Source organism: Croceitalea sp. P059, assembly GCF_031846365.1.
GTDB lineage: Bacteria > Bacteroidota > Bacteroidia > Flavobacteriales > Flavobacteriaceae > Croceitalea > Croceitalea vernalis.
In genome coordinates this window covers 40,897-64,747 of record NZ_JAVRHW010000004.1, presented here as the reverse complement: position 1 = coordinate 64,747, position 23,851 = coordinate 40,897, and the positions used below count along the sequence as shown (strand labels likewise).

Below are 23,851 nucleotides of genomic sequence, written 5' to 3'. Positions count from 1 at the left end.
TGAATGCTTAAGATGCTGATTTAGACTTTTTTTTACGGAAAAAATCAAATACAAAGTAACCTGCTAATAATATCAGGAAGTATTTAAAATAGGAAACAGGTTCACCGCTGCCTCCGACAGTAGTAAATATACGGTCCCAGCGCAGTTTTTCATTAAATCTAATTCCGTCTTGAAAATTATCAAAACTCAACCAAATGAATACTGGTTTACCCACGATATGATCTTCAGCTACATAACCCCAGGCTCTGCTATCTTCTGAGTGGTCTCTATTGTCACCCATCATCCAAAAGTAATCTTGCTTAAAGGTATAAGAGCTAACTTCTTCGCCGTTAATTAATACTCGATTGGACTCTACTTTAACTTGATTATGCTCGTAGTCCCTTATAATTTTTTTGTAAAGCGGAATTGTTTTGTTGTTGATTTCAACGGTACTTCCCGCTTTAGGAATATAAATAGGTCCAAAATTGTCGACATTCCATCGGTAATAAGGGCTCTGCGGAAAAACATTGTAACCAGGAGTTCCTTTTATTTGAACTTCCATAACTACAGAATCAATAGAGGAATTGGCTCGAAGTTTTGCCACCATTTCATCAGTCATATTCGCGACTCTTGATAATGGTGATTCTTCCTTTAATGATAAACGAAGTTCTCTTATCAATTCAATAGGTAAACCTTGTGGTCCAGTTAATATTACTGGTTTGCCTTTTTCATCTGAGCCAGCGGCAATACCATTAGCTCTAAGTATATTCAATTGATTTTGAGAAAGTGTCGCAGGAATATATTTTCGGGTATAATCGCTTGCATCTATTACACCTAACAACCTACTTGAAACTCCTTTTCTTGAATAAATTTTATAATTTTTCATGACCTTAGCTCGATCAGATAGTTCTAATTTTTCACCATTAATATGGACAAAACCATCTACGACCGACAAAGAATCTCCAGGAGTACCAACACACCTTTTAACGTAATTTGATTTTTTATCAATAGGTTTTTGAACACCTTCCTCTGCCTTGAAAAAGACCCTTACTGTATCTGCAGGCCAACTAAAAACAACAATATCATTCTTCTTAGGTGTTTGAAAGCCAGGTAATCTAAAATATGGAATTTGAGGCTTATTTAGATAGGATCGCTTTTTTAGAACTGGTATGGTATCATGAACCATTGGCGCTGCTACAGCAGTCATGGGAGTTCGTGCTCCAAAATGAAATTTACTTACAAATAGAAAATCTCCAACACGTAAGGTGCGTTCTAACGAACCAGTTGGAATCACGTAGGGTTGAATAAAATAGGTATGTACAAAGGTTGCTGCTACAATTGCGAATACAATTGAACTAACCCATTCACCAAGTCCGGTTCTTGGTTTTAAATCGCGATCTTCAATATAGTCGACATCTTGTGTATAGTTAATGTAAGTAATGTAAAAGCCTAAAGTCAGAATAGCTAACCAAGTATCTACTGACTTGTTTTTACCAAAACTTCGAATGGTCTCTACCCAAATTACCGGAAACATTAATAGATTAATTATTGGGATAAATAACAACAAAACCCACCATTTTGGTCTGTTAATAATTTGCATTAAAACAATACCATTATAAATGGGTATGGCAGCTTCCCAGGCCTTACGCCCTGCCTTTACATATAATTTCCATGTTCCAAGAAAATGAATAACCTGAACAATAAGTATAAAAATAATCCACTGCGTACCGTTCATAAAAAATGTTTGTTTCTTAGACCTTTATTTTTCTTATTTGTTACGGATTAAGTCAGATTTAACACATCTTTCATAGAAAAGATGCCTTCTTTACTCTGAATCCATTCTGCTGCAATAATTGCTCCTAAGGCAAATCCTTCACGATTGTGAGCCGTATGTTTAATTTCAATAGCATCAACCGAACTTTCATAATTAATGGTATGTGTTCCAGGCACCTTCCCTATTCGTTTTGAAGTTATTGCTATATGATTTTCAACTTCTTCTTCTAGTTTCCAACCCGAATATAACGAGTTTTCGATGATTCCCTCAGCTAAGGTAATAGCTGTGCCGCTTGGAGCGTCTAATTTTTCGGTGTGGTGTATTTCTTCTAAAGACACCTTGTATTGTTCCAGATTAGCCATCATTTGAGCCAAATTTTTATTTAACTCAAAAAAAATATTTACTCCTAAGCTAAAATTTGAGGCATAAATAAATGCACTCTTATTTTCTTTACAAATGGTTTTAGCCTCATCAATTTTGGATAACCAACCTGTAGTGCCTGAAATTACAGGAACTCCATGTTTAAAACAATCCGTAATATTTTTGAATGCTGCATCCGGTGTACTGAAATCAATGGCTACATCAAAGTCAGAATAAGCTATTTCAGAAGTTCCAGCATCAATTTTTGCTACAATTTGATGACCTCTACTTAGACCAATTTTCTCAAGCATTTGACCCATTTTACCATATCCAAATAAGGCTATCTTCATATGCTAGAATTTTAGAACTAATGCCAATCCATAGTTTGGATCATTGTTGATTGGATTGATATCGAGGTATGGTTTAAAATCTATACCCAACCGCTCATCAACATTATATTGTTTTAAGTGGGCATCCACGTTGGCATCAATAATGTTTAGAGCATACAATGCGATACTTATAACCAATGCTAAATCTCTATTTCTTTGTGTTGATTCTTGAGCGTCTTGTAACGATTCATCACTAAAATCTGGACCGACACCGTCGCCATTTAAATCAAAGAATTCATCATCAGTAAAACCTGCACGCCTTCTCTTAAAAGCATCTCTTACTTGATTGTATTGGGTGTTATTCGCTGAATAAGCAGCAATGCTTAAACCAAGTGCCCCCCACACTAATGGAGCCTTCCAATAACGTTTGTTATAAATTTGACCTAAACCTGGTAAAATTGCCGAGTAAAATGCCGCTTTACTTGGTGCTAGTGGGTTAATTTTTATCCCTTCATAGCTAACTTCTTCAAAAACCACACCTTCTTGTGCTAAATTTGTTTGTAAAGAATCTGCTTTTTGTTCGGTTATAGTTTTTTCTTCCTCTTCGTTTTCTTGTGAGAAAGTGATGGAGAATACCAAACAAAAAAGAATAAAAAGATAGCTAACTTTATTCACCAGAAAGTAATTTTTTCAATCGCTGAAATTCCTCTTTCGAATGAAAAGGAATAACAATTTTCCCTTTCCCAGTTGCAGATGATGAAACATCAACCTTAACAGCCAAGTGGTTTTTGATGGCATCTAAATGCTTTGAGATATAACCAGGAAGCTCTTTAGAATTTTCTTTAGCTGGCAATGAACTTTTACTGTTTTTACCATCACGCAGATTCTTAACCAATTGCTCTGTTTCACGCACTGAAAGTTTTTCAGTTAAAATACGTTCATAAATTCCTAATTGATTTTTCTTCTTTTCAATATTGACTAAGGCACGACCATGTCCCATACTTAAAAAGCCATCGCGCATTCCCGTTTGTATGATAGGGTCTAATTTTAATAGCCTTAAATAATTAGTGATTGTAGAACGTTTTTTTCCAACTCGTTCACTCATCTTTTCTTGCGTTAATTGAATGTCATCAATTAATCGTTGATAAGAGAGTGCAATTTCAATAGGGTCTAAATCTTGGCGTTGAATATTTTCAACCAAGGCCATTTCTAAGGATTCTTGGTCGTTAGCTATTCGGATGTACGCAGGTATGGTCTCTAACCCAACTAATTTAGAGGCACGATAACGTCGTTCACCGGATACTAATTGAAATTTATTAAAATCTAGTTTTCTTACTGTAATTGGCTGAATAATACCTAACTCACGAATAGAGCTGGCAAGTTCTTTTAACGCCTCATCATTAAAATTAGAACGCGGTTGAAACGGGTTGACTTCAATAGCTTCTATTTCAAGTTCAACCACATTACCGATTACCTTATCAGCATTCTTATCAGAAACTGATTGAATATCATTTTCAGGATCTTTTAAAAGGGCAGATAAACCTCTACCTAAAGCCTGTTTCTTAGTTGCTTTCGCCATCTAAACTGTCTCCTTATTTTTTTGTAATAATTCGTTAGCCAAATTCAAATAATTAGATGCCCCTTTGCTACTTGCATCATATTTGATAATACTTTCTCCATAACTTGGAGCTTCACTTAATTTGACGTTTCGTTGTATGATAGTATCAAAAACCATATCTGCGAAATGCTTTTTAACCTCTTCCACCACTTGATTAGATAATCGTAATCGAGAATCATACATGGTCAATAACATTCCTTCAATATCTAAATCTGGGTTATGTATTTTTTGAACACTTTTTACTGTGTTCAATAATTTACCAAGACCTTCTAAAGCAAAATATTCACACTGAATTGGAATCATAACTGCGTCAGCAGCAGTTAAGGCATTCAATGTCAATAAACCTAATGAGGGGGCACAATCTATAAGAATGTAATCATAAGCCTCTCTCAATGCACCAATAGCCTGCTTCATCATGTATTCACGATTATCCTTATCGACCAATTCAATTTCTATCGCAACAAGATCAATATGAGAAGGTATTAAATCTACATTTGGTGAGTTCGTCGATATTATGGTCTCATTTGCAGTTGCAGTATGCTCTAATAACTGGTATGTCCCTTTTTCAACACTTTCAACATCAATACCCAATCCTGAAGTTGCATTTGCCTGAGGGTCCGCATCTATTAATAAAACTTTCTTTTCTAAAACTCCTAGAGATGCAGCAAGATTTACTGTTGTCGTCGTTTTACCAACACCTCCTTTTTGGTTTGCAATAGCAATGATTTTGCCCATTTGTTGCGTAAGTTAGAAGGTAAAAATACAATTATTTATAAAGCTATTAAATGTAATTTGTTAACACAAAGTGAATAAGTAATGTAATGTGCGTTAAGGAAAGTTAAAGTTTGATAAAAACGAACTTTGTTGGAATTTAAATGACAGTTAAGTAGATAAAATTGTCAGTATTTCTATAGCTGTATCACTGATTTTTGTTCCGGGTCCAAACACCGCCATTGCGCCAGCACCATAGAGGTAATCATAGTCTTGCTTTGGAACTACACCCCCAACTATCACCATAATATCTTCTCGATTATATGATTTAAGCTCTTTTAAAACTGCTGGAACTAAAGTTTTATGACCTCCAGCTAAAGACGAAATACCAAGTACATGAACATCATTCTCAACGGCTTGTTTGGCTACTTCTTGTGGAGTCTGAAATAATGGTCCAATATCTACATCAAAGCCCAAATCGGCATACCCAGTGGCAACTACCTTGGCACCCCGATCATGACCATCTTGCCCCATTTTAGCCACCATTATTCTTGGGCGACGTCCTTCATTTTCAGCAAAATCATCAGCCATCTTTTTAGCTTTTTTAAAGCTAGTATCATTTTTAATTTCTTTTGAATACACGCCGCTTACGGATTGAATTTTAGCTCTATAACGACCAAAGGCTTTTTCCAAGGCATCACTAATCTCACCTAAAGTAGCACGTTCTCTAGCCGCATTTACAGCTAAAGCTAGCAAATTTTTGCTGGATTCATCATTCATTTTCTGTCCTGCGACAACTTCAATTTCACGCAAACAAGAACTTACCTTTTGAGTATTTCGAGCTAATTTAATTTTTCTAAGGCTATTTATTTGTTGCGTTCGGACCTTTTTATTGTCCACTTCCAATATCTGAAGATTATCTTCATCTTCCAAAACAAATTTGTTTACACCCACCAAAACTTCTTGACCACTATCTAATCGTGCTTGCTTTTTTGCCGCGGCCTCTTCAATTCTCAATTTAGGAATACCTGCTTCAATTGCTTTTGTCATACCCCCAAGTTCCTCTACCTCATTGATCAATTGAAAAGCCTCTTCAGCAATTGATTTGGTTAGTTCTTCAACATAATAACTGCCAGCCCAAGGGTCAACAGTTCTAGTTATTTCAGTTTCTTTTTGCAGGTATATTTGAGTGTTTCTGGCAATGCGTGCAGAAAAATCTGTTGGTAATGCTATAGCTTCATCTAAAGCGTTGGTATGTAGGCTTTGCGTTCCTCCAAAAGCCGCCGCCATAGCTTCAATAGTCGTTCTTGCGACATTGTTGAAAGGGTCTTGTTCTGTTAAACTCCAACCACTGGTTTGAGAGTGCGTTCTAAGCATTAAAGATTTTTCATTACTCGGATTGAATTTTTTAACCAATTTGGTCCATAGCATTCGCGCAGCGCGCATTTTAGCAATTTCAGTAAAATGATTCATTCCAATCCCCCAAAAAAAGGAAAGCCGAGGTGCAAAATCATCAATTTTTAATCCAGCTTTAATTCCTGTTTTTATGTATTCGATGCCATCAGCTAGTGTATAGGCTACCTCTAATGATGCTGGTGCACCTGCTTCGTGCATATGATAACCAGAAATACTTATGCTGTTGAAACGACGCATTTTTTGACTAGTAAATTCAAAAATGTCAGCTATAATTTGAATGGAAGGCGTTGGAGGATAAATGTAAGTGTTACGCACCATGAACTCTTTCAAGATATCATTCTGAATAGTACCTGTAAGTTGGTCAAGAGATACTCCTTGCTCTTCAGCTGCTACAATATAGAAGGCCATTATTGGTAAAACTGCACCATTCATGGTCATAGAAACTGACATTTTATCCAATGGAATATTGTCGAAAAGAATTTTCATATCCTCGACTGAATCAATGGCGACCCCAGCTTTACCTACATCACCAATAACGCGTTCATTGTCGCTGTCATACCCTCGATGGGTTGGCAAATCAAAGGCAACAGAAAGGCCTTTTTGACCAGCTTTTAAATTTCGTTGGTAAAAGGCATTACTCTCTTCGGCCGTTGAAAAGCCGGCATATTGTCGTATTGTCCATGGGCGACGGACATACATCGTGGAATACGGACCCCGAAGAAAAGGAGGGATGCCCGCGGCGAAATCAAAACCTCTATTATCTCTCTCGATATTCTGAGTATTAAGTTTTATATGCTGAAGATTCTTTCTACTCATCTTGTAATCGCTTTTGTTCTAAAACTTCTGAAAGTCTTTTCTGTATTATCGGCTCAATCACCGTTTTTCTCTTTTCTGTTTTAACAAAAGGGTGCAATTCTAAATCATCTTTCATTTTATCTTCCATGTTTTGGAAGGTGTTTGTGCCTATTAATACTAATTCTTCTTTATCAAATTTTGTTTGTTCTTTTGCTGCGTTTTCTTTTATTTTCTTTTGAATGATTCCTTCTTTCAATTGTTTTAAAAAGCCACCACTATTTTCTATTTGTTTAAAAAGGACAAGTGCTTTTTCCGCCAATTGTTGCGTTAGACTTTCGATGTAATATGTACCTTCAACAGCTTTCACCGCATCATCAAAATAGCTTTCTTCCTTTAATAACAATAGTTGATTACGAGCTATTCTTTCCCCAAACTCATTGTCTTTATGATATAATGAATCATAAGGTAGATTACATACTGTATTTGCTTCGCCAAGCACAGCCGACATGCATTCAGAAGTTGTTCTAAGCATGTTCACGTTATAATCATATATAGTTTTATTGCGCTTGCTTGGTGTTACTTTAATATGACAAGGTAAATCAAAGTTATATTCTTTACTTAAAGCAGACCAGAGAGCTCGTAGCGCTTTTAACTTTGCTATTTCAAAAAAATAATTTCCACCAACAGCTACATTAAAAGTCATTGATATTGACTTTTCTTCTGAACCCTGTTTTAAAAGTGAGAGGTGATTTAAATACTCATTGGCATGGGCAAGGCTATAGGCTAATTGTTGAACCATATCGCCACCTGCGTTTTGGTACAAGCTTAAATCAACTGCTAAAACTGAGATGTTTTTTTTTGTAGCACATGTATGGAATATATCTTCGAGAATTTGATGATCTTTTGTTTGATTATAAAACCAATTTCCTGTTCTGGCTAAATGTCCTAAAATATCGATGTGCAGATAGACCTCTATGACTTTGTCATCAACAAAATTTATTAATCTAGTGATGGCTTCATTGTCCAAAAAATTTAGATGAAGATGAATCGGTGTATTTGTGAGATCTAGATTTTTAAAAAGTACAGACCAAGTAATAGATGAATTAGAAATTTTAAAAACTAAAGATGAAACCCCTTTATTAAGAACATCTTTGGCTTTTTCATTGGCTTCGACTTCATCATTCACATAAATAGATTGCCCAATTTGCCAAATATCATTGTGAGTTGAGACTAGACTAGATGTTTTATCCAAATCTTCACTATGATAAAACGGTTTAACATGTATACCTTCTAAAGATTCCCAAACTAGAGTTTCATTATAATCTGCTCCCTTTAGGTCAAACTGAATTTTTTGTTTCCATTGCTTAGCAGAAACTTCTTGAAATTCTGAAAAAAGAGATTCGTTTTTCATGGTCATAAATTCAACTATTTAATGCTTCTGCTTTAAACTGTCTTCATGTTCAATGAGAAAAATTTCTTCATTGTCTTTTTTCATATAATATTGCTCTCTAGCGAACTTTTCCAGTTCATCTTCATTAGAAAGTTTTTTTAATACTTTTTTATCCTTCTCAATTTCATTTTTTAAAAAGGCTTTCTGTTGCTCTAGTTTATTGATTTCTTTTTTTAATTCTAAATGAATAAGTAGAGAGTTAGTATCAAAAAATGCCATCCAAATAACAAAAAGCGTTAAGACTAAAACATACATGTTTGTCATAAACCGAAACCAACCTTTTTGTTTTAAATCTTTCCAGCTCATCGATTAAACCAATTTTTCAATAATAATAGTTCTAACCATATCGACTGCTACCGTATTGTAATGGTTATTTGGAATAATGATATCTGCAAACTCTTTTGATGGTTCAATAAACTCGTTATGCATGGGTTTTACCGCATTTTGATAACGATGCAACACCTTTTCTAGGTCATGACCTCTTTCTTTCATGTCGCGTTGTAAACGTCTTATTAGGCGTTCATCAGAGTCGGCATGAACATATATTTTAATGTCAAATAACTTTCTTAGTTCTGGGTTACTTAAAACTAAAATCCCTTCAACAATAATCACCTTTTTTGGTACAGTGGTAATTGTTTCAGCTAATCTAGTTTCTTCTACAAAGGAATAAACAGGAATTTGAATTGAATTACCCTTTCTTAACTCATTTAAATGGTACATCAGTAACTCAAAATCAATAGAATTTGGATGGTCAAAATTTACCTTACTCCTTTCTTCTTTAGTCATATGAGCCAAGTCATTGTAATAGGAGTCTTGAGAAATCACTACCACTTCATCTTCCGGTAGTTCATCAATAATCTGTTTGACCACTGTAGTTTTTCCACAACCTGTTCCTCCAGCAATTCCAATGATGAGCATAAAAAAAGTTTAAATCAAAAGTAATAATTTGATCTTAGTATTTGATAGAAGAACAACTTTAAGTGAGTGGTTAAATTATCATGACCTTTCCATTTAAAACCGCCCATTCTATTTAAAAATCATATTCTCCTTCAATTTAGCCAGATAGCAAATTCAAGCTTAATCACTTATCTTAGAAGACCTAAAAGTAAAACAACCCAATGGAGAAATCGTATAAGCTTAAAGTGAACGGTGCCTATGAATTTGAACTTACCGCACAAGATTTAGATTCTTTAGATATTGTAAAGACCGGCGAATCTTCTTTTCATCTTTTACACGAGCATAAATCATTTCATATACAGACCACACATTCTGATTTTGGAAATAAGCATTATCAATTAAAAATAAATAATGATGACTATGATGTGGTTATTGAAACTCCATTAGATAGCTTAATTGATAGCATGGGTTTTGTATTGAACAATTCTGCTTTAGTTGAAAGTATTGAGGCACCAATGCCAGGTCTTATTCTAGAAGTTTCAATTCAAGAAGGTCAAGAAGTTAAGGAGAATGATCAGCTTCTTATTTTGGAAGCCATGAAAATGGAGAATGTTATTGTTTCTCCAAGAGATGGAGTTATTAAATGTATTTCAGTAACTACAGGTGAAGCAGTAGAAAAGAAAAGAACGCTAATTACATTTGAATAGGGTAATTCATGAGAAAATTATTAGTAGCCAATAGGGGAGAGATTGCCATTCGTGTTATGCGAACAGCGAAAAAAATGGGAATTAAAACTGTCGCTGTGTTTTCAGAAGCGGATAGATACGCACCGCATGTTCGTTTTGCAGATGAAGCGGTTTGTATTGGTCCGGCTCCATCAAATCAGTCTTATTTGTTAGGTGATAAAATAATCGAAGTCTCAAAAAATTTAGGTGTTGATGGTATTCATCCCGGTTATGGTTTTTTAAGTGAAAATGCTGAGTTTGCAGAAGCAGTAGAGGATAATGGATTACTATTTATTGGACCAAAATCTCATGCCATTCGTGTCATGGGGAGCAAATTGGCTGCAAAAGAAGCCGTAAAAAAATATGACATTCCGATGGTGCCTGGTGTTGATAAAGCTATAACAGATGTGAAAAAGGCACTTGAAATAGCAAAAGAAATTGGTTTTCCTATTTTAATAAAAGCTTCGGCCGGCGGCGGTGGAAAAGGAATGCGAATTGTAGAAAAAGAAGCGGAGTTAGCATCACAGATGACAAGAGCGATAAGTGAAGCTACTTCGGCATTCGGTGATGGCTCTGTTTTTATTGAAAAATATGTTAGCTCTCCTCGTCATATTGAGATTCAAGTAATGGCTGATGGACATGGTAATTTTCTTCACTTTTTTGAACGTGAATGTAGCATTCAGCGACGTCACCAAAAAGTTGTTGAAGAAGCTCCCTCCTCTGTTTTGACCACTGAACTTAGAAATCAAATGGGTATTGCGGCTACAAAAGTAGCCGAGGCCTGCGACTACGTCGGTGCTGGTACAGTTGAATTTTTAATAGATGCAGAACACAATTTCTATTTTTTAGAAATGAATACCCGATTGCAAGTTGAACATCCGGTAACTGAGTTAATAACTGGTTTAGATTTAGTTGAGTTGCAAATCAAAATTGCACGCGGTGAAGAACTAAATATCAAGCAAGAAGATTTAAGAATAAACGGTCATGCCTTAGAGTTAAGAGTTTATGCGGAAGACCCTTTAAATGATTTTCTACCAAGTGTTGGAACGTTAAATCGTTATAAATTACCAAAAGGAGTAGGTATTCGAGTCGATGACGGTTTCGAAGAAGGCATGGATATTCCCATTTATTATGACCCCATGCTTTCTAAGCTGATTACTTACGGTAAAACTCGTGAAGAAGCTATAGAGCTAATGATTAAGGCTATAGAAAATTACGAAGTCAAAGGTGTGCAAACAACACTGCCATTTGGCGCTTATGTGATGCGTCATGAAGCCTTTCGTTCCGGTAATTTTGACACCCATTTTGTGAAAAAATATTATGCTCCTAAAATATTACAAAAAGAACATGAAAAAGATGCTAGAATTGCAGCGATTATCGCTATGAAAAAATATTTTGAAGATCAAAAAATCCTAAGACTGCCTATAAATTAAATGACATGGACGAGAAAGTAAAAAAGTTACAAAACCATATTTCAGAGGCAAAACTAGGCGGAGGCGAAAAAAGGATTGAAAGACAACATGCCAAAAAGAAACTTACAGCAAGAGAACGCATTGCATTCTTTTTAGATGAAGGATCATTTGAAGAAATGGGAATTTTAGTAACTCATCGTACCACGGATTTTGGTATGGATAAAGAAATTTATTTAGGCGATGGCGTAGTTACAGGTTATGGTACGGTTCACGGGAGGTTGGTTTACCTGTATGCACAAGACTTTACGGTTTTTGGTGGATCACTTTCTGAAACACATGCTGAAAAAATTTGTAAAGTGATGGATTTGGCAATGAAAGTTGGAGCTCCAATAATTGGCCTAAATGATTCTGGTGGTGCCAGAATTCAAGAAGGGGTTAAATCTTTAGGAGGTTATGCTGATATTTTTTATAGAAATGTTCAGGCATCTGGCGTAATACCTCAATTATCTGCCATTATGGGTCCATGTGCTGGTGGTGCCGTTTACTCACCAGCAATTACCGATTTTATTGTAATGGTAGAGCAAACGAGTTATATGTTTGTTACCGGTCCGAATGTGGTAAAAACAGTTACCAATGAAGAAGTAACTTCTGAAGAATTAGGGGGAGCGATGACTCATGCTTCAAAATCTGGCGTCGCCCATGTAACATCTTCTAATGATGCTGCTTGTTTGATAGATTTAAAAAGGTTACTATCCTATCTACCTCAAAATAACACTGAGAAACCGACTAAGTTAGCTTTTATCTTAACTGATGAGATACGTGACAATTTAAATACTATAGTACCAGATAATCCCAATAAACCTTATGATATGCATGAAGTTATCAATGGAATTATTGATACGGAATCTTTTTTTGAAATTCATAAAACTTATGCAGAGAATATTGTTGTAGGTTTTGCCAGGTTAGGTGGCAGAAGTATTGGAGTCATAGCTAATCAACCTTTAATTTTGGCAGGAGTACTCGATGTGGATAGTTCTAAGAAAGCTGCTCGATTTACTCGCTTCTGTGATGCTTTTAATATTCCTATTTTGGTTCTAGTCGATGTTCCTGGTTTTTTACCTGGCACAGATCAAGAATGGAATGGTATTATTATGCATGGTGCAAAATTATTGTACGCGCTAAGTGAAGCAACGGTACCTAAGGTTACCGTAATAACTAGGAAGGCCTATGGAGGTGCTTATGATGTTATGAATTCCAAACATATTGGTGCTGATTTTAATTTTGCCTGGCCGTCCGCCGAAATAGCTGTTATGGGAGCAAAAGGAGCAAGTGAAATTATTTTTAAACGTGAAATCTCAGAAGCCAACAACCCAGAAGCTAAGCTTAAAGAAAAAGAAAAGGAATATGCGGATAAGTTTGCTAACCCCTATAGAGCAGCGCAACGCGGTTTTATTGATGAGGTCATCTTACCTGAAAATACCCGTAGGAAGCTACTAAAGACCTATGCAATGTTAGAAAATAAACAAGTAGAATTACCTAAAAAGAAGCATGGAAATATTCCTTTATAACCGATTTAAAGGGCTTCTTTGAAGAATACATGAAAATTTCCCTTTAGAATAAAAAAGGTGCACAAATGTTTCTTTGAGTCTACAAAATACAAATACCATAGCTTATTGTTTTTTAGTGTTTGAGGTATACTTACTTTTGCCGGATGCAAGAGAATAGTACCAAACCTAACTTTGAATTTATCGCATTAATGGCTTCATTAATGTCGATTGTTGCATTGTCTATAGACACCCTTTTACCTGCTATTCCTGATATTGGAGCGACTATAAATAGTTACGACTCAAAAGACAATCAATTATTAATCACCATGATTTTTTTGGGATTGGGAGTCGGGCAATTATTTTTCGGACCGCTCTCGGATCAATATGGGCGAAAACCTATGGTGTATGCTGGTTTCGTAGTTTTTGGAGTCGCCAGTTTAATTTGCTTATTAGCTCCAAATTTAGAGGTTATGGTAGTTGGAAGAGTGCTTCAAGGTATCGGATTGTCAGCACATAGAACTATAGCAATTTCTATAATTCGTGATTCTTACAAGGGTGATTATATGGCTAAAGTGATGTCTTTTATAACTGCTTTTTTTATTCTTGTTCCCGTAGTTGCCCCTGCTTTGGGTAAATTCATCATTGACCATTTTAATTGGCAAACAATATTTTATGTACATCTTTTCTTAGGTTTAATACTATGGATTTGGTTTTGGATAAGACAAAAAGAAACGCTTAATCCAGAGTATAAAGTCAAATTTTCGCCTAAAAACTTTGTAGGAGGGGCTAAAGAAATGATGAAGTATCCGGAAACGGTTTTATACACTTTTGTTTCTGGATTGGTGACAGGCGCTTTTTTGGTTTATTTGAGTTCAGCACAGCATATTTTTGAAGATCAATATGGATTAAGAGAGGCTTTTCCCTACATTTTTGCCGGTTTGGCTGTTTCAATCGGGACTTCTACTTTCACAAATGGTACTATGGTGATGCGTTTTGGTATGCGTAATCTTTCCCTTGCTGCTACTATAGCCTTTAGTTTAGTGGCAATGAGTTATTTAGTGTTTTTTTGGAATTCACCTAATCCGGAAGTAATTGTTTTGGTGGTTTTTCTCTTTTTACAATTCTTCTGTTTAGGATTTATGTGGGGGAATTTTAGGTCTATTGCTATGGAACCAATTGGTCATATTGCGGGAATTGGAGCTGCAATAAATGGTTTTGTTTCAACATTGATTTCTGTCCCTATAGCAACTTTTATTGGGGCATTTCTTGAAGATTTGGCTTTGCCTCTTTTTATTGGTTTGGCTTTTTGCGGATTTGGAGCCGTTCTTTTGATTCTTTTATCAAGAAGAAAGAAGGTTGCCTTGTCAAATACTTAGTGATTCTTTGTGGGTTCAAAAACAACTCCACTGCTAGAATCTTTTCTCGCACCCGTAACAGATGATAAAACATTTATTTCATCTAAGTCTTTCAGGACTCCCATAAAGGCAAAAACAAGAGCTTCTTTAAATTCAATAAATTTTTTAGGTGGTATATGTACTTTAGTAAGGCTACCTAATTTTTCTTGTAGCGTATCAATAAAAAATGAATTTAACGCTCCACCACCAGTAACTAAAACCTGACTATTTTTACGAGGTTGTTCTTTATTTATTGCATTAGAAATTTGTTCGCAATTATGGTGAATGATGGTACGTAATTTGTCTGCAATAGTTCCCTCATGACTTTCAATTAAAGGAATTATTTCGGAAGTAAACCATTCATAACCTGTAGATTTTGGATATGAGAGCTTGTAATATTCAAGAGCATTTAGTTCTTTCAAAAGAGTCGGAATTAATTTTCCATTTCTCGCCAATTTTCCATCGTCATCATATTTTAAATCAATTTTTTCAGTGAGATAGTTCAAAGGCATATTGGCAAGTCCAATATCATATGCGATGCGACTACCATCTTTTTCAAAAGAGAAGTTACTAATGCCGCCAAGATTTAGACAGAACTCATATTCTGGGAGTAATAGAGAATCACCTATTGGAACTAGGGGAGCACCTTGACCACCATTAGCCACATCAAATGTGCGAAAATCACAAATCACCTTTTGTTGGGCGGTATTGGCGAGTAACTGTCCATGGCCTAATTGAAAAGTAATTCCTTCTTCGGGTCTATGGTGTGAGGTATGACCGTGGCTAGCTATAAAATCAATATCAAAATCATGTTCTTCAATAAATACCTTAGCCTGTTCGCCCAGCCAAACACCATAATCGCGATGCAAATTAGCGTGCTCTTTTTCGGAAAGGTGTATGGCATTTTTTAGTAATCCGAATAATTCATCATGATAGGAAATAGCTCGAGTTTGACGAATTTCAAAATCCCAAGTATTATTTTCCTTCCAAATATGACAGTAAGCGATATCTAACCCATCAAGAGATGTACCGGACATCATACCCAAAACCTTAAATTTTTTCATGTAGTCTTCTTAATAGTTATGATTAATGATAAAGGTTTACCGCAAGTATTCGTTATTTCTTTAAAAGATATTTTGGTATCAGGAATCCTTTGTAATTCAGTATGCCAATCCTCAAAAGTTCGGGCAAACCAATGATGTCCATTGGTAAAGTTGCCGTCAAGTCCTTTCCACGAATCTTGAAGCCATTGACTTTCATAAGGCAGTTGCTGTTCCATTAAAAAGTAAGGGTGAAGGGTTTGTATTAAAATAGCTCCTGTTTTTACAAGCCTTTTTTTAGTTTGTGTCAATAAATCGGTCAGCCCATCCTTTTGATAGAGACAAAAGTTAAAAACGGCTAGGTCAAACGGACCATGGGGAATCGGAATCCCTGAGGTGATTTCTTCAAAAGTCATTTTTAAAAAGGGCACATCACTTTTGCTACGAGCATGTTGCAATAATGCTTCAACGGCGTCAATACCTACAACTTGTTTACCGGAATTTGACAAGACAGTTGTCAACCAACCTTCACCACAGCCTACATCAATAATAGTATTTGAATCCAAAGCTAGAATAACATCAAGAATTGCCTGGTTGGTGAATTGTCGAGAGCTTATGGACCCATCGGAAATGGTTTTAATCCATTCCGCTGCATTGAGTTCCCATGAAGTAATGATTTCATTCATTTAAGTGACATTACAATGTAACGGGTAAGTGACCTTCGGCTCGAATGCGTCCATAAAAATGGGCTACAGCATTTTCTTGAAACATATCAAAATCTTGATACACAACAACAATTGCTGTTGCCTTTTCCCAATTAAATAGTCTTAATGTATAGGGGTTTCCAAAGAGATAAACAATACAGTTAGTACTTGCAATAAGATCATTTACTTTCTTGATGTCATCTCCAAAAAGCCCAAAATGATTCGTTGGTTTCATTTCTGGTGGGAATATTGCAACGATAGTATTCTTCTTATTTTTTTGGTCTCTTTTGATGCTTTCACCAAAGATGGTACGTTCTTTTTTGCCTACTTGGATGAATTGAAACTCAGATTGATGTAACTTTTCAATATCCTCTGGTTTTCCTTTGACCATAGTCAAGGTTTTTGCTGCCAAAATATTCATCAAGTCCTGATAATCATAAGCAATATTTTTTGCAGAATTTTTAAATCCCTTCTCCTTCAGCGACCATACGCGTTCAAAACTGTTTTCGATTTCCTTCTTTGTTGCATTTTTTAGAATTAGATCAATACCTTCTGAAGTATGCTCTGCAAAACATAAAACATCATTTCCGGCCTCAAAGGCTTCCCATTCTAGTTGACCATACGTATCATATAATTTAGATACGCTATGCATATTTAATGCATCTGTTATAATTACACCAGAATGTTTAAATTCTTTACGAATTAAATCAGTAACTATTGGTATTGATATGGTTGAAGATTTAGTTTGACTATGACTAATAGCGGGCACCGCTAAATGACCCACCATTACAGAATCTACTTTATATTGAATTAATTGTTTGAAAGGAAATAATTCATTTTTAAGTAAATCCTCTTTTGATTTATCTATTCGAGGTAAACCTAAATGAGAATCAACTGAGGTGTCTCCATGACCAGGAAAATGTTTAATGGAATTCAATACACCACTTTTATTCATTCCATTAATAAAGGCTTTCGCTCTTTGGTAAACCTCTTCTGGTTCGTCACCAAAAGAGCGATAACCAATTACCGGATTATCAGGATTATTGTTAATGTCCACTGAAGGACAGAGATTCCAATGAATTCCTGCTTTTTTACAATCTACTCCAATGTGTTCTCCAACAGCTTCAATAAGTTCAGGATTGTCTTTTATCGCCCCTAAAGTAAGCGCGTAAGGATATTGTGGTGTTTGCTCTACCCGCATAGCTAAGCCCCATTCGGCATCAATTGCAATCAGTAGTGGATATTTTGAAGCAGCCTGATAGCGGGCAATCAATTCTCTTAATTTGTCGAGACTTTTAGCATTATAAATAACCTCTTTTTTGCCTTCATAATTTGTTGCTGCACTAGCACGACTATGAAAAAAACAAACAGACCCGATGCCGCAGTTTTTAATCAGATTCTCAATTTTTTGAATCTCGTCTTCTGAATCATTAATAAAAGCTGCAGGCATAAAAAATTGACCGACTTTTTCTTTTAAAGTCAACATGCCTTTTGCTTGATTATAGGGTGGTATTTTACTCATTAACTAAGTTGCTTTTTTACCATAATCTGGTGGGTACTTGATATATTTTAATAGTATTAATGACGGTATTGCTGCTAATACAACCCAAATAAAGAAACCATCATAACCTAACCATTCTTGCATATAACCACTGATTAAACCAGGCAACATCATGCCTAAAGCCATGAATCCAGTAGCAATTGCATAATGCGACGTTTTTGACATACCCTCTGCGATATAGATTAGAAAAACCATAAACCCTGCAATCGCAAATCCGTAACCAAATTGTTCTAAGACTACTGTGGTTACTACAGCTACAAGACTTGTAGTTTTGGTGAAGGCTAAAAATGCGTAGAATGCATTCGGTATGTTCAACGATAAAACCATTAAAAAGAACCATTTTTTTAACCCATCTCTCGATATTAAAATTCCTCCTAAAATTCCTCCAATAGTTAGCATTATTACACCAACTGTTCCATAAATGGTACCAACTTCTGCTGTTGAATATCCCAGGCCACCAACTTCCTTTGAATCTAAAAGAAATGGAGAGGCCATTTTAACTAGTTGCGATTCGCCTAATCTAAAAAATAATATAAAAGTTAGCGCCATACCCATGTTAGGCTTGGTAAAAAAAGACTTGAACACTTCTAAATAGCCTTTTGGTTTTTCCTTAATGATGGTAATAGAAGATTCATATTTTGGTGTTGCAAATAAATTGGAAATTGTCAAAACGAGCATCAAAATTCCGGCAGCAATCATGGTAATAGACCAGGCTTTGGTATTATCTCCGTAATGATTTTCTAAAAACCCGGCCATAATTACCAAAAGCCCTTGTCCAGTAACATTTGCTAGTTTGTAAAAAGTACTCCGCAGCCCTACAAAAAAGGATTGTTTTTCTTGGGTAAGACCTATCATATAGTAACCATCAGAGGCTATATCATTGGTTGCCGAAGCAAAGGCAGCCATCCAAAAACAGGCCAGGGTAGTTACAAAAAATATGTTTGTTGGCAGTAAAAAGCCTACCCCCAAAAGTGAAATTGCAATAACCATTTGCATGATTAAAAACCAATTACGTTTGGTGCCTATTAGTTCTAAAAATGGACTCCAAAGCGGTTTAATTACCCACGGTAAATACAACCAACTCGTATATAAACCAATATCGGCATTACTAATTCCTAATTTTTTATACATTATCACTGAAACCGTAACTACCATAACATACGGCAGGCCCTGGGTGAAATATAGTATGGGAACCCAAACCCAAGCCCATTTATTTTTTTCAATCATTTGATAGTGGTTTCTACTAAAATAGTTCTTTTACTTCAGATGTAACGATGGCGAACAAACCCTTCTATTGCAGCGTATTCTGCAAGTCCTAACTTTCGATATTTTTCCGCAGTATTTTTATTTCTTTCTTCTGCACGCATCCAAAATTCGCGGGTATCATCTCCCTGAAACATTACTCCATCTTTTTGCGATTGATGACAGAAAATGGCATTTCTTTTTTTCAAGACTTGTGTAGGACTCATAGGAACTGCCATTTCAATTTCATGAATATCCCATTCATGCCAGGCACCTCTATACAGCCAAACCCAGCAGTCTTCCATAAATTTTTCATTTTTTAAATCATTCAATGCGGCAAAAACAGCGTCTAGACAGACACTATGAGTTCCATGTGGGTCAGCTAAATCTCCTGCGGCATAAATTTGATGTGGTTTAACTTTTTTAATGATATCAATCATTAGGGCAACATCATCTTGGGTTAGATTATTTTTTTTAATAGTTCCTGTTTCATAAAAGGGTAGGTCCAAAAAATGCACGTTTGTATCCGGTAAGCCCAAATAGCGCGTAGCTGCAAATGACTCACCTCTTCGGATGCTTCCTTTTAGTTTGCGTACTTCTAAAGTATCTATTCCGCTTTCCGTTTTTGTTGTAATTGCAGAAATTAAGTCTTTTGATTTTTTTGATGAATTTACATTATCCAAGACTTCTGCAAATTTTAAAGCTTCAGTGTCCGTTACAGCAATATTACCTGAGGTTTGATAAGCCACGTGAACATCATGACCTTGTTCTATTAGTCTATCAAAAGTACCTCCCATTGAAATTACATCATCGTCTGGGTGAGGACTAAAAATAATTACTCTTTTCTTTTCAGGTTGTGCTCTTTCAGGTCTGCTAGTATCATCTGCTTTTGGTTTACCACCAGGCCAACCGGTAATTGTATGTTGCAGACTATTGAACATTTTTATGTTAAGATCATAAGAGTCTTGTTGCGCGAGTAATCCGGACATTCCGTTGTCATTATAATCTTTATCAGTTAGACTTAGAATTGATTTATTCAAAGTTATACTTAACCAGAGTACAGCCTTTGCAGTTAGTATTTCATTCCATTCACAAGATTCATCAACTAACCAAGGGGTTTTATTTCTTGTTAACTTACTGCCAGCTCCGTTGTCTAGAACAAAAGTACAATTGTGATGTTTCTGCAAATAAGTTGCAGGCACTTCTGATGAAATTTCTCCTTCAACAGTTTTTTTAATAATGTCCGCTTTATTTTGACCCCAGCCAAGCAATACAATTCTTCTTGCATTATGAACGGTAGAAATTCCCATTGTTATTGCTCTTCTAGGTACATTGTCAATTCCTAAAAATGCGGGAGCGGCATCTACTCTTGTGATATGGTCTAAAGTAATCACTCTAGTACCCGAATTATAATGCGAACCCGGCTCATTAAACCCGACATGACCCGTTCTACCAATACCTAATAATTGAAAATCAAGTCCGCCAACATCTTTTATTTTTTGTTCGTAATTCAAGCAATAAGGAATGATATCATCACCCAATAGAGTTCCATCTGGGATATTTATATTTTCAGAAGGTATATCTACATGGTTAAATAAATTTTCATGCATGAAATACCAATAGCTCTGTCGGTTATCTTTTTCCATAGGTAAGTATTCATCCAAATTGAACGTAATTACATTGGAAAAACTTAATTGTTCTTCCTTATGCATGCGCACTAGTTCTTCATATACTCGTATTGGAGATGAACCAGTAGCCAGGCCCAAAACACAAGGCAAATTTTGTTGTTGTTTTTTTCGAATAAGCTCAGCAATTTCTTGAGCTACAATTAATGAGGCTTGGCTTGAGCTATCAAAAATTACATTATGTATTTTTTCAAAACGTGTTTCTTCAAATTGCCCAACAGGCTTGTATGAAATGTCGAAACTTTTTTTAGATAGTAAAGTGGTTTTCATAATAGTAAATCGATGCTGTTAATATTGCAAGGTTTTGCGGTTACGCAGTACAAACATAAACATAATTGCAGTTTTATGCTCTTTTATTTGCTGTTTTTTGCAATTAATAACATTTATTTAATATTAAAACGGATTAAAACAGCAGTTTTGAGGATTTGTATATCTTTGTGTTTTGAATAAGATTTATGCTAAAAGAAGAAAGACAGCGAACCATTTTAAATGAGGTTGAGCTTCATAATAGAGTTCAACTCACAGATATTGCAGAAAAGCTAGATGTATCAATTGATACTGTTAGACGTGATGTCAAGGAATTGGATAGCGAAAATCGATTAAGAAAAGTACATGGTGGAGCTGTCTCTTTGGGTTTTGCAAATTATAGCCCCGCACGTAATAATGTTTATGCTTTAGAAGAGAAAACTGCCATTGCCGAAAAAGCTATCAAATTATTAAAAGATAATAGCGTGGTTTTAATTGACGGAGGCACGACTTGCCTCGAACTTGCCAGACTATTACCACTCAAAATTCAGTTAACCTGTTTCACATTGAGCTTAACAGTGGCTTCTGAATTATTGAATAAACCTAACGTTGAAACTATCTTTATTGGAGGTAAATTGTCTAAAGATTCCCAGATTGCGATTGGAGCAAATACTATTCATAACCTATCTGAAATTAAAGTGGATTATAGTTTTATTGGCACTGGGTATGTGGATGCTGATTTTGGATTAACAGAATTTGATTGGGATATTGTTCAAACTAAAAAAGCGGTTATTAGTGCATCAAAGAAAACGGTACTCTTGTGTATTTCTGAAAAGTTAAACTCTCAACATCGTTATAAGACTTGTGAGATTAATGCTATTAGTACCATGATTACCGAATTAAATCCTGATCATAAAGAATTAGATGCTTTTAAAAGTCAAAATATCAGTTTGTTATAACCTATGAATTACACTAAAATTACCGAGCAATCGTCTTTACATGATAATTTAGAGCAGTTGTCTACACTTGATTTATTACGAAAAATGAATCAAGAAGATATAAAGGTAGCACACGCATTAACCAATGTTATTCCTGAAATTGAAAAGTTAGTTGAGGCCTTAGTAAAACGTTTTGATAAAGGAGGGCGCTTATTTTATATTGGCGCAGGTACTAGTGGACGGCTAGGTATTTTAGATGCTTCTGAGATTCCACCTACTTTCGGTATGCCCCATGACCGTGTTATCGGTATTATTGCTGGTGGCGATACGGCGATTAGAAAAGCAGTTGAATTTGCTGAGGATAATACCTTCCAAGCTTGGAAAGATTTAGAGGAATTTAATATTAATGCAAATGATGTTTTGGTAGGTATTGCCGCTTCAGGTACCACTCCTTATGTTTTGGGCGGAATCAAAGATGCAAAAGCTAATGGAATACTAACAGCAGGTATTACCAATAACCCAGGTTCACCTTTGGCGGAAGAATCTGATATTCCAATTGCACTAAATGTTGGACCTGAATTTGTTACTGGTAGTACAAGAATGAAAAGCGGTACGAGTCAGAAACTCGCTTTAAATATGATTTCTACGGCCTTTATGATTAGGGTAGGTAGAGTAAAAGGAAATAAAATGGTTGATATGCAATTAACCAATACTAAATTGGTTGATCGAGGATCACGCTACCTTGTCGAGGCTTTAAATTTAGAATATAAAGCTGCTGAATCAGCTTTGAAAAAGTATGGCTCGGTTAGGGCGGCAATTAAAAATTTAAAAAATTAATTTTAAATAGTCCTAAGTAGAAACTTATTTAGGATCCAACCGAAAAATTCCTTTTCCTTCAACGGCAACATAAATGAAGCCGTCAGGAGCTTGACGAACATTTCTAACCCGACCAATACCATCCAGTAGTTTTTCACGATAGACTACTTTGTTATTCTTTAATTCTAAGCGTTCTAAATATTGAAAGGCTAAAGAGCCCACCAAAAGATTTCCTTTCCATTCCGGATATTTATCTGAAGTGACAAAAGTAAAACCCGATGGGGCAATAGAAGGCACCCAATAATATATCGGTTGTTCCATGTTGGGTCTAGTTGTCTCATCGGTAATTTTAGTGCCAACATAGTTTATACCATATGTAATAACAGGCCACCCATAGTTCATTCCTTTTTTAACAATATTGATTTCATCACCACCTCTTGGACCATGTTCATGATTCCAAATTTCACCGGTATATGGGTTCTTAATTAAGCCTTGAGGATTACGATGTCCGTAGCTGTAAATTGCTTTTTTTGCACCACTTTTATTAACAAAGGGATTGTCAATTGGTACACGTCCATCATCATGTAGTCTATATATTTTACCACCATCTCGCTTTATGTTTTGTGGGTTTTCATCGCGATTTCCACGATCTCCTATGGAGAAATATAAATAACCTTCATTATCAAACTCAATTCTTGAACCCCAGTGTTGACCTTTTTTAGTGTTTGGGGTGCCCTTGTATAACAATTGTTTATCAATAAGTTGATTACCATCTAATTTTGCTCTCATAATAGCTGTATTTCCTCCGCTATTTTCTCCTTCACTTGAAGAATATGAGAAATAAATCCAGCCATTTTTTTTATAATTTGGATGGAGTTTAACATCCATAAACCCACCTTGACCTCGGACATAAATATCAGGTAAATTATTGATTTCGGTTTCTTGACCGTTTTTGTATAAAATGAGTTTTCCGGCTTTTTCAGATGTTAAAATTGATCCATCAGGTAAAAAAGCCATTCCCCATGGATTTTGAAGGTTGCCAACCACTAATACCTCTGTAAATGAATTAGTTACGGGTAAATTTATTCCCTTATCAGTGGATTGGCCACAAGCTTCAAAGAGCAGTACAACGAAAAAATAGGTATACAATGAACGGTTTTTCATAATTTTATCGTTAGAATGTATATAAAGTTAGTCGAATGACGTTTTTAT

21 protein-coding genes are annotated in these 23,851 nt (G+C 35.5%); 6 read left to right on the top strand and 15 right to left on the bottom strand.

The features are described from left to right. Window positions 1-7 precede the first annotated feature (7 nt). From lepB to udk, 9 genes are all read right to left on the bottom strand, one after another. Window positions 8-1,714, bottom strand: coding sequence for a signal peptidase I (gene lepB / locus RM542_RS12900; RefSeq protein ID WP_311386163.1), 1,707 nt, complete (start codon window positions 1,712-1,714; stop codon window positions 8-10). Between the two features lie 47 nt (window positions 1,715-1,761). Next, complete coding sequence (dapB, locus tag RM542_RS12895; RefSeq protein WP_311386162.1) at window positions 1,762-2,463, bottom strand: 4-hydroxy-tetrahydrodipicolinate reductase; 702 nt, start codon at window positions 2,461-2,463, stop codon at window positions 1,762-1,764. A gap of 3 nt (window positions 2,464-2,466) precedes the next feature. Next, window positions 2,467-3,117, bottom strand: coding sequence for a DUF5683 domain-containing protein (locus RM542_RS12890; protein WP_311386161.1), 651 nt, complete (start codon window positions 3,115-3,117; stop codon window positions 2,467-2,469). Then, a complete protein-coding gene (locus RM542_RS12885; protein ID WP_311386160.1) occupies window positions 3,110-4,021 on the bottom strand; it encodes a ParB/RepB/Spo0J family partition protein in 912 nt (303 codons plus the stop codon). The genes RM542_RS12890 and RM542_RS12885 overlap by 8 nt, the downstream gene beginning before the upstream one ends. Then, window positions 4,022-4,795, bottom strand: coding sequence for an AAA family ATPase (locus RM542_RS12880; RefSeq protein ID WP_311386159.1), 774 nt, complete (start codon window positions 4,793-4,795; stop codon window positions 4,022-4,024). Window positions 4,796-4,942: 147 nt separating this feature from the next. Next, window positions 4,943-7,003: a methylmalonyl-CoA mutase gene (gene scpA / locus RM542_RS12875; RefSeq protein WP_311386158.1), complete on the bottom strand. Its 2,061-nt coding sequence runs from the start codon at window positions 7,001-7,003 to the stop codon at window positions 4,943-4,945. Beyond that, window positions 6,996-8,393, bottom strand: a complete 1,398-nt coding sequence (locus tag RM542_RS12870) for a methylmalonyl-CoA mutase subunit beta (protein ID WP_311386157.1) — start codon at window positions 8,391-8,393, stop codon at window positions 6,996-6,998. The genes scpA and RM542_RS12870 overlap by 8 nt, the downstream gene beginning before the upstream one ends. An 18-nt stretch (window positions 8,394-8,411) precedes the next feature. Then, on the bottom strand, window positions 8,412-8,738 hold the full coding sequence (locus RM542_RS12865; RefSeq protein ID WP_311386156.1) for a septum formation initiator family protein: 327 nt from the start codon (window positions 8,736-8,738) through the stop codon (window positions 8,412-8,414). Window positions 8,739-8,741: 3 nt separating this feature from the next. Next, the gene (udk, locus tag RM542_RS12860; protein WP_311386155.1) at window positions 8,742-9,350 is read right to left on the bottom strand and encodes a uridine kinase; all 609 of its coding nucleotides are present in this window, start codon (window positions 9,348-9,350) and stop codon (window positions 8,742-8,744) included. Between the two features lie 200 nt (window positions 9,351-9,550). Here udk and RM542_RS12855 point away from each other — a divergent pair, with 200 nt between their 5' ends. From RM542_RS12855 to RM542_RS12840, 4 genes are all read left to right on the top strand, one after another. Beyond that, a complete protein-coding gene (locus tag RM542_RS12855; RefSeq protein ID WP_311386154.1) occupies window positions 9,551-10,036 on the top strand; it encodes an acetyl-CoA carboxylase biotin carboxyl carrier protein subunit in 486 nt (161 codons plus the stop codon). An 8-nt stretch (window positions 10,037-10,044) separates the two neighbouring features. Then, on the top strand, window positions 10,045-11,487 hold the full coding sequence (gene accC / locus RM542_RS12850; RefSeq protein ID WP_311386153.1) for an acetyl-CoA carboxylase biotin carboxylase subunit: 1,443 nt from the start codon (window positions 10,045-10,047) through the stop codon (window positions 11,485-11,487). Between the two features lie 5 nt (window positions 11,488-11,492). Beyond that, window positions 11,493-13,034, top strand: coding sequence for an acyl-CoA carboxylase subunit beta (locus tag RM542_RS12845; protein WP_311386152.1), 1,542 nt, complete (start codon window positions 11,493-11,495; stop codon window positions 13,032-13,034). A 143-nt stretch (window positions 13,035-13,177) separates the two neighbouring features. After that, the gene (locus tag RM542_RS12840) at window positions 13,178-14,389 is read left to right on the top strand and encodes a multidrug effflux MFS transporter (RefSeq protein WP_311386151.1); all 1,212 of its coding nucleotides are present in this window, start codon (window positions 13,178-13,180) and stop codon (window positions 14,387-14,389) included. On the opposite strand, the gene RM542_RS12835 is transcribed toward RM542_RS12840, so the two are convergent. The 5 genes from RM542_RS12835 to nagB are packed head-to-tail and all read right to left on the bottom strand — an operon-like array spanning window position 14,386 to window position 20,909. Continuing rightward, complete coding sequence (locus tag RM542_RS12835) at window positions 14,386-15,471, bottom strand: anhydro-N-acetylmuramic acid kinase (protein ID WP_311386150.1); 1,086 nt, start codon at window positions 15,469-15,471, stop codon at window positions 14,386-14,388. The two genes, RM542_RS12840 and RM542_RS12835, sit on opposite strands and share 4 nt — an antisense overlap. After that, window positions 15,468-16,133, bottom strand: coding sequence for a methyltransferase domain-containing protein (locus RM542_RS12830; RefSeq protein ID WP_311386149.1), 666 nt, complete (start codon window positions 16,131-16,133; stop codon window positions 15,468-15,470). The genes RM542_RS12835 and RM542_RS12830 overlap by 4 nt, the downstream gene beginning before the upstream one ends. A 10-nt stretch (window positions 16,134-16,143) precedes the next feature. Beyond that, entirely contained in the window at window positions 16,144-17,673 is a 1,530-nt protein-coding gene (locus RM542_RS12825; protein WP_311386148.1) for a glycoside hydrolase family 3 N-terminal domain-containing protein, read from the bottom strand. A 3-nt stretch (window positions 17,674-17,676) separates the two neighbouring features. Further along, a complete protein-coding gene (locus RM542_RS12820) occupies window positions 17,677-18,939 on the bottom strand; it encodes an MFS transporter (RefSeq protein WP_311386147.1) in 1,263 nt (420 codons plus the stop codon). Between the two features lie 35 nt (window positions 18,940-18,974). Beyond that, window positions 18,975-20,909, bottom strand: a complete 1,935-nt coding sequence (nagB, locus tag RM542_RS12815; protein ID WP_311386146.1) for a glucosamine-6-phosphate deaminase — start codon at window positions 20,907-20,909, stop codon at window positions 18,975-18,977. Window positions 20,910-21,094: 185 nt separating this feature from the next. Here nagB and RM542_RS12810 point away from each other — a divergent pair, with 185 nt between their 5' ends. Beyond that, window positions 21,095-21,844: a DeoR/GlpR family DNA-binding transcription regulator gene (locus RM542_RS12810; RefSeq protein WP_311386145.1), complete on the top strand. Its 750-nt coding sequence runs from the start codon at window positions 21,095-21,097 to the stop codon at window positions 21,842-21,844. Window positions 21,845-21,847: 3 nt separating this feature from the next. Continuing rightward, the gene (murQ, locus tag RM542_RS12805) at window positions 21,848-22,660 is read left to right on the top strand and encodes an N-acetylmuramic acid 6-phosphate etherase (RefSeq protein ID WP_311386144.1); all 813 of its coding nucleotides are present in this window, start codon (window positions 21,848-21,850) and stop codon (window positions 22,658-22,660) included. A 24-nt stretch (window positions 22,661-22,684) separates the two neighbouring features. Here the strand turns inward: murQ and RM542_RS12800 are convergent, their stop codons facing one another. Beyond that, complete coding sequence (locus tag RM542_RS12800) at window positions 22,685-23,803, bottom strand: PQQ-dependent sugar dehydrogenase (RefSeq protein WP_311386143.1); 1,119 nt, start codon at window positions 23,801-23,803, stop codon at window positions 22,685-22,687. Window positions 23,804-23,851 lie beyond the last annotated feature (48 nt).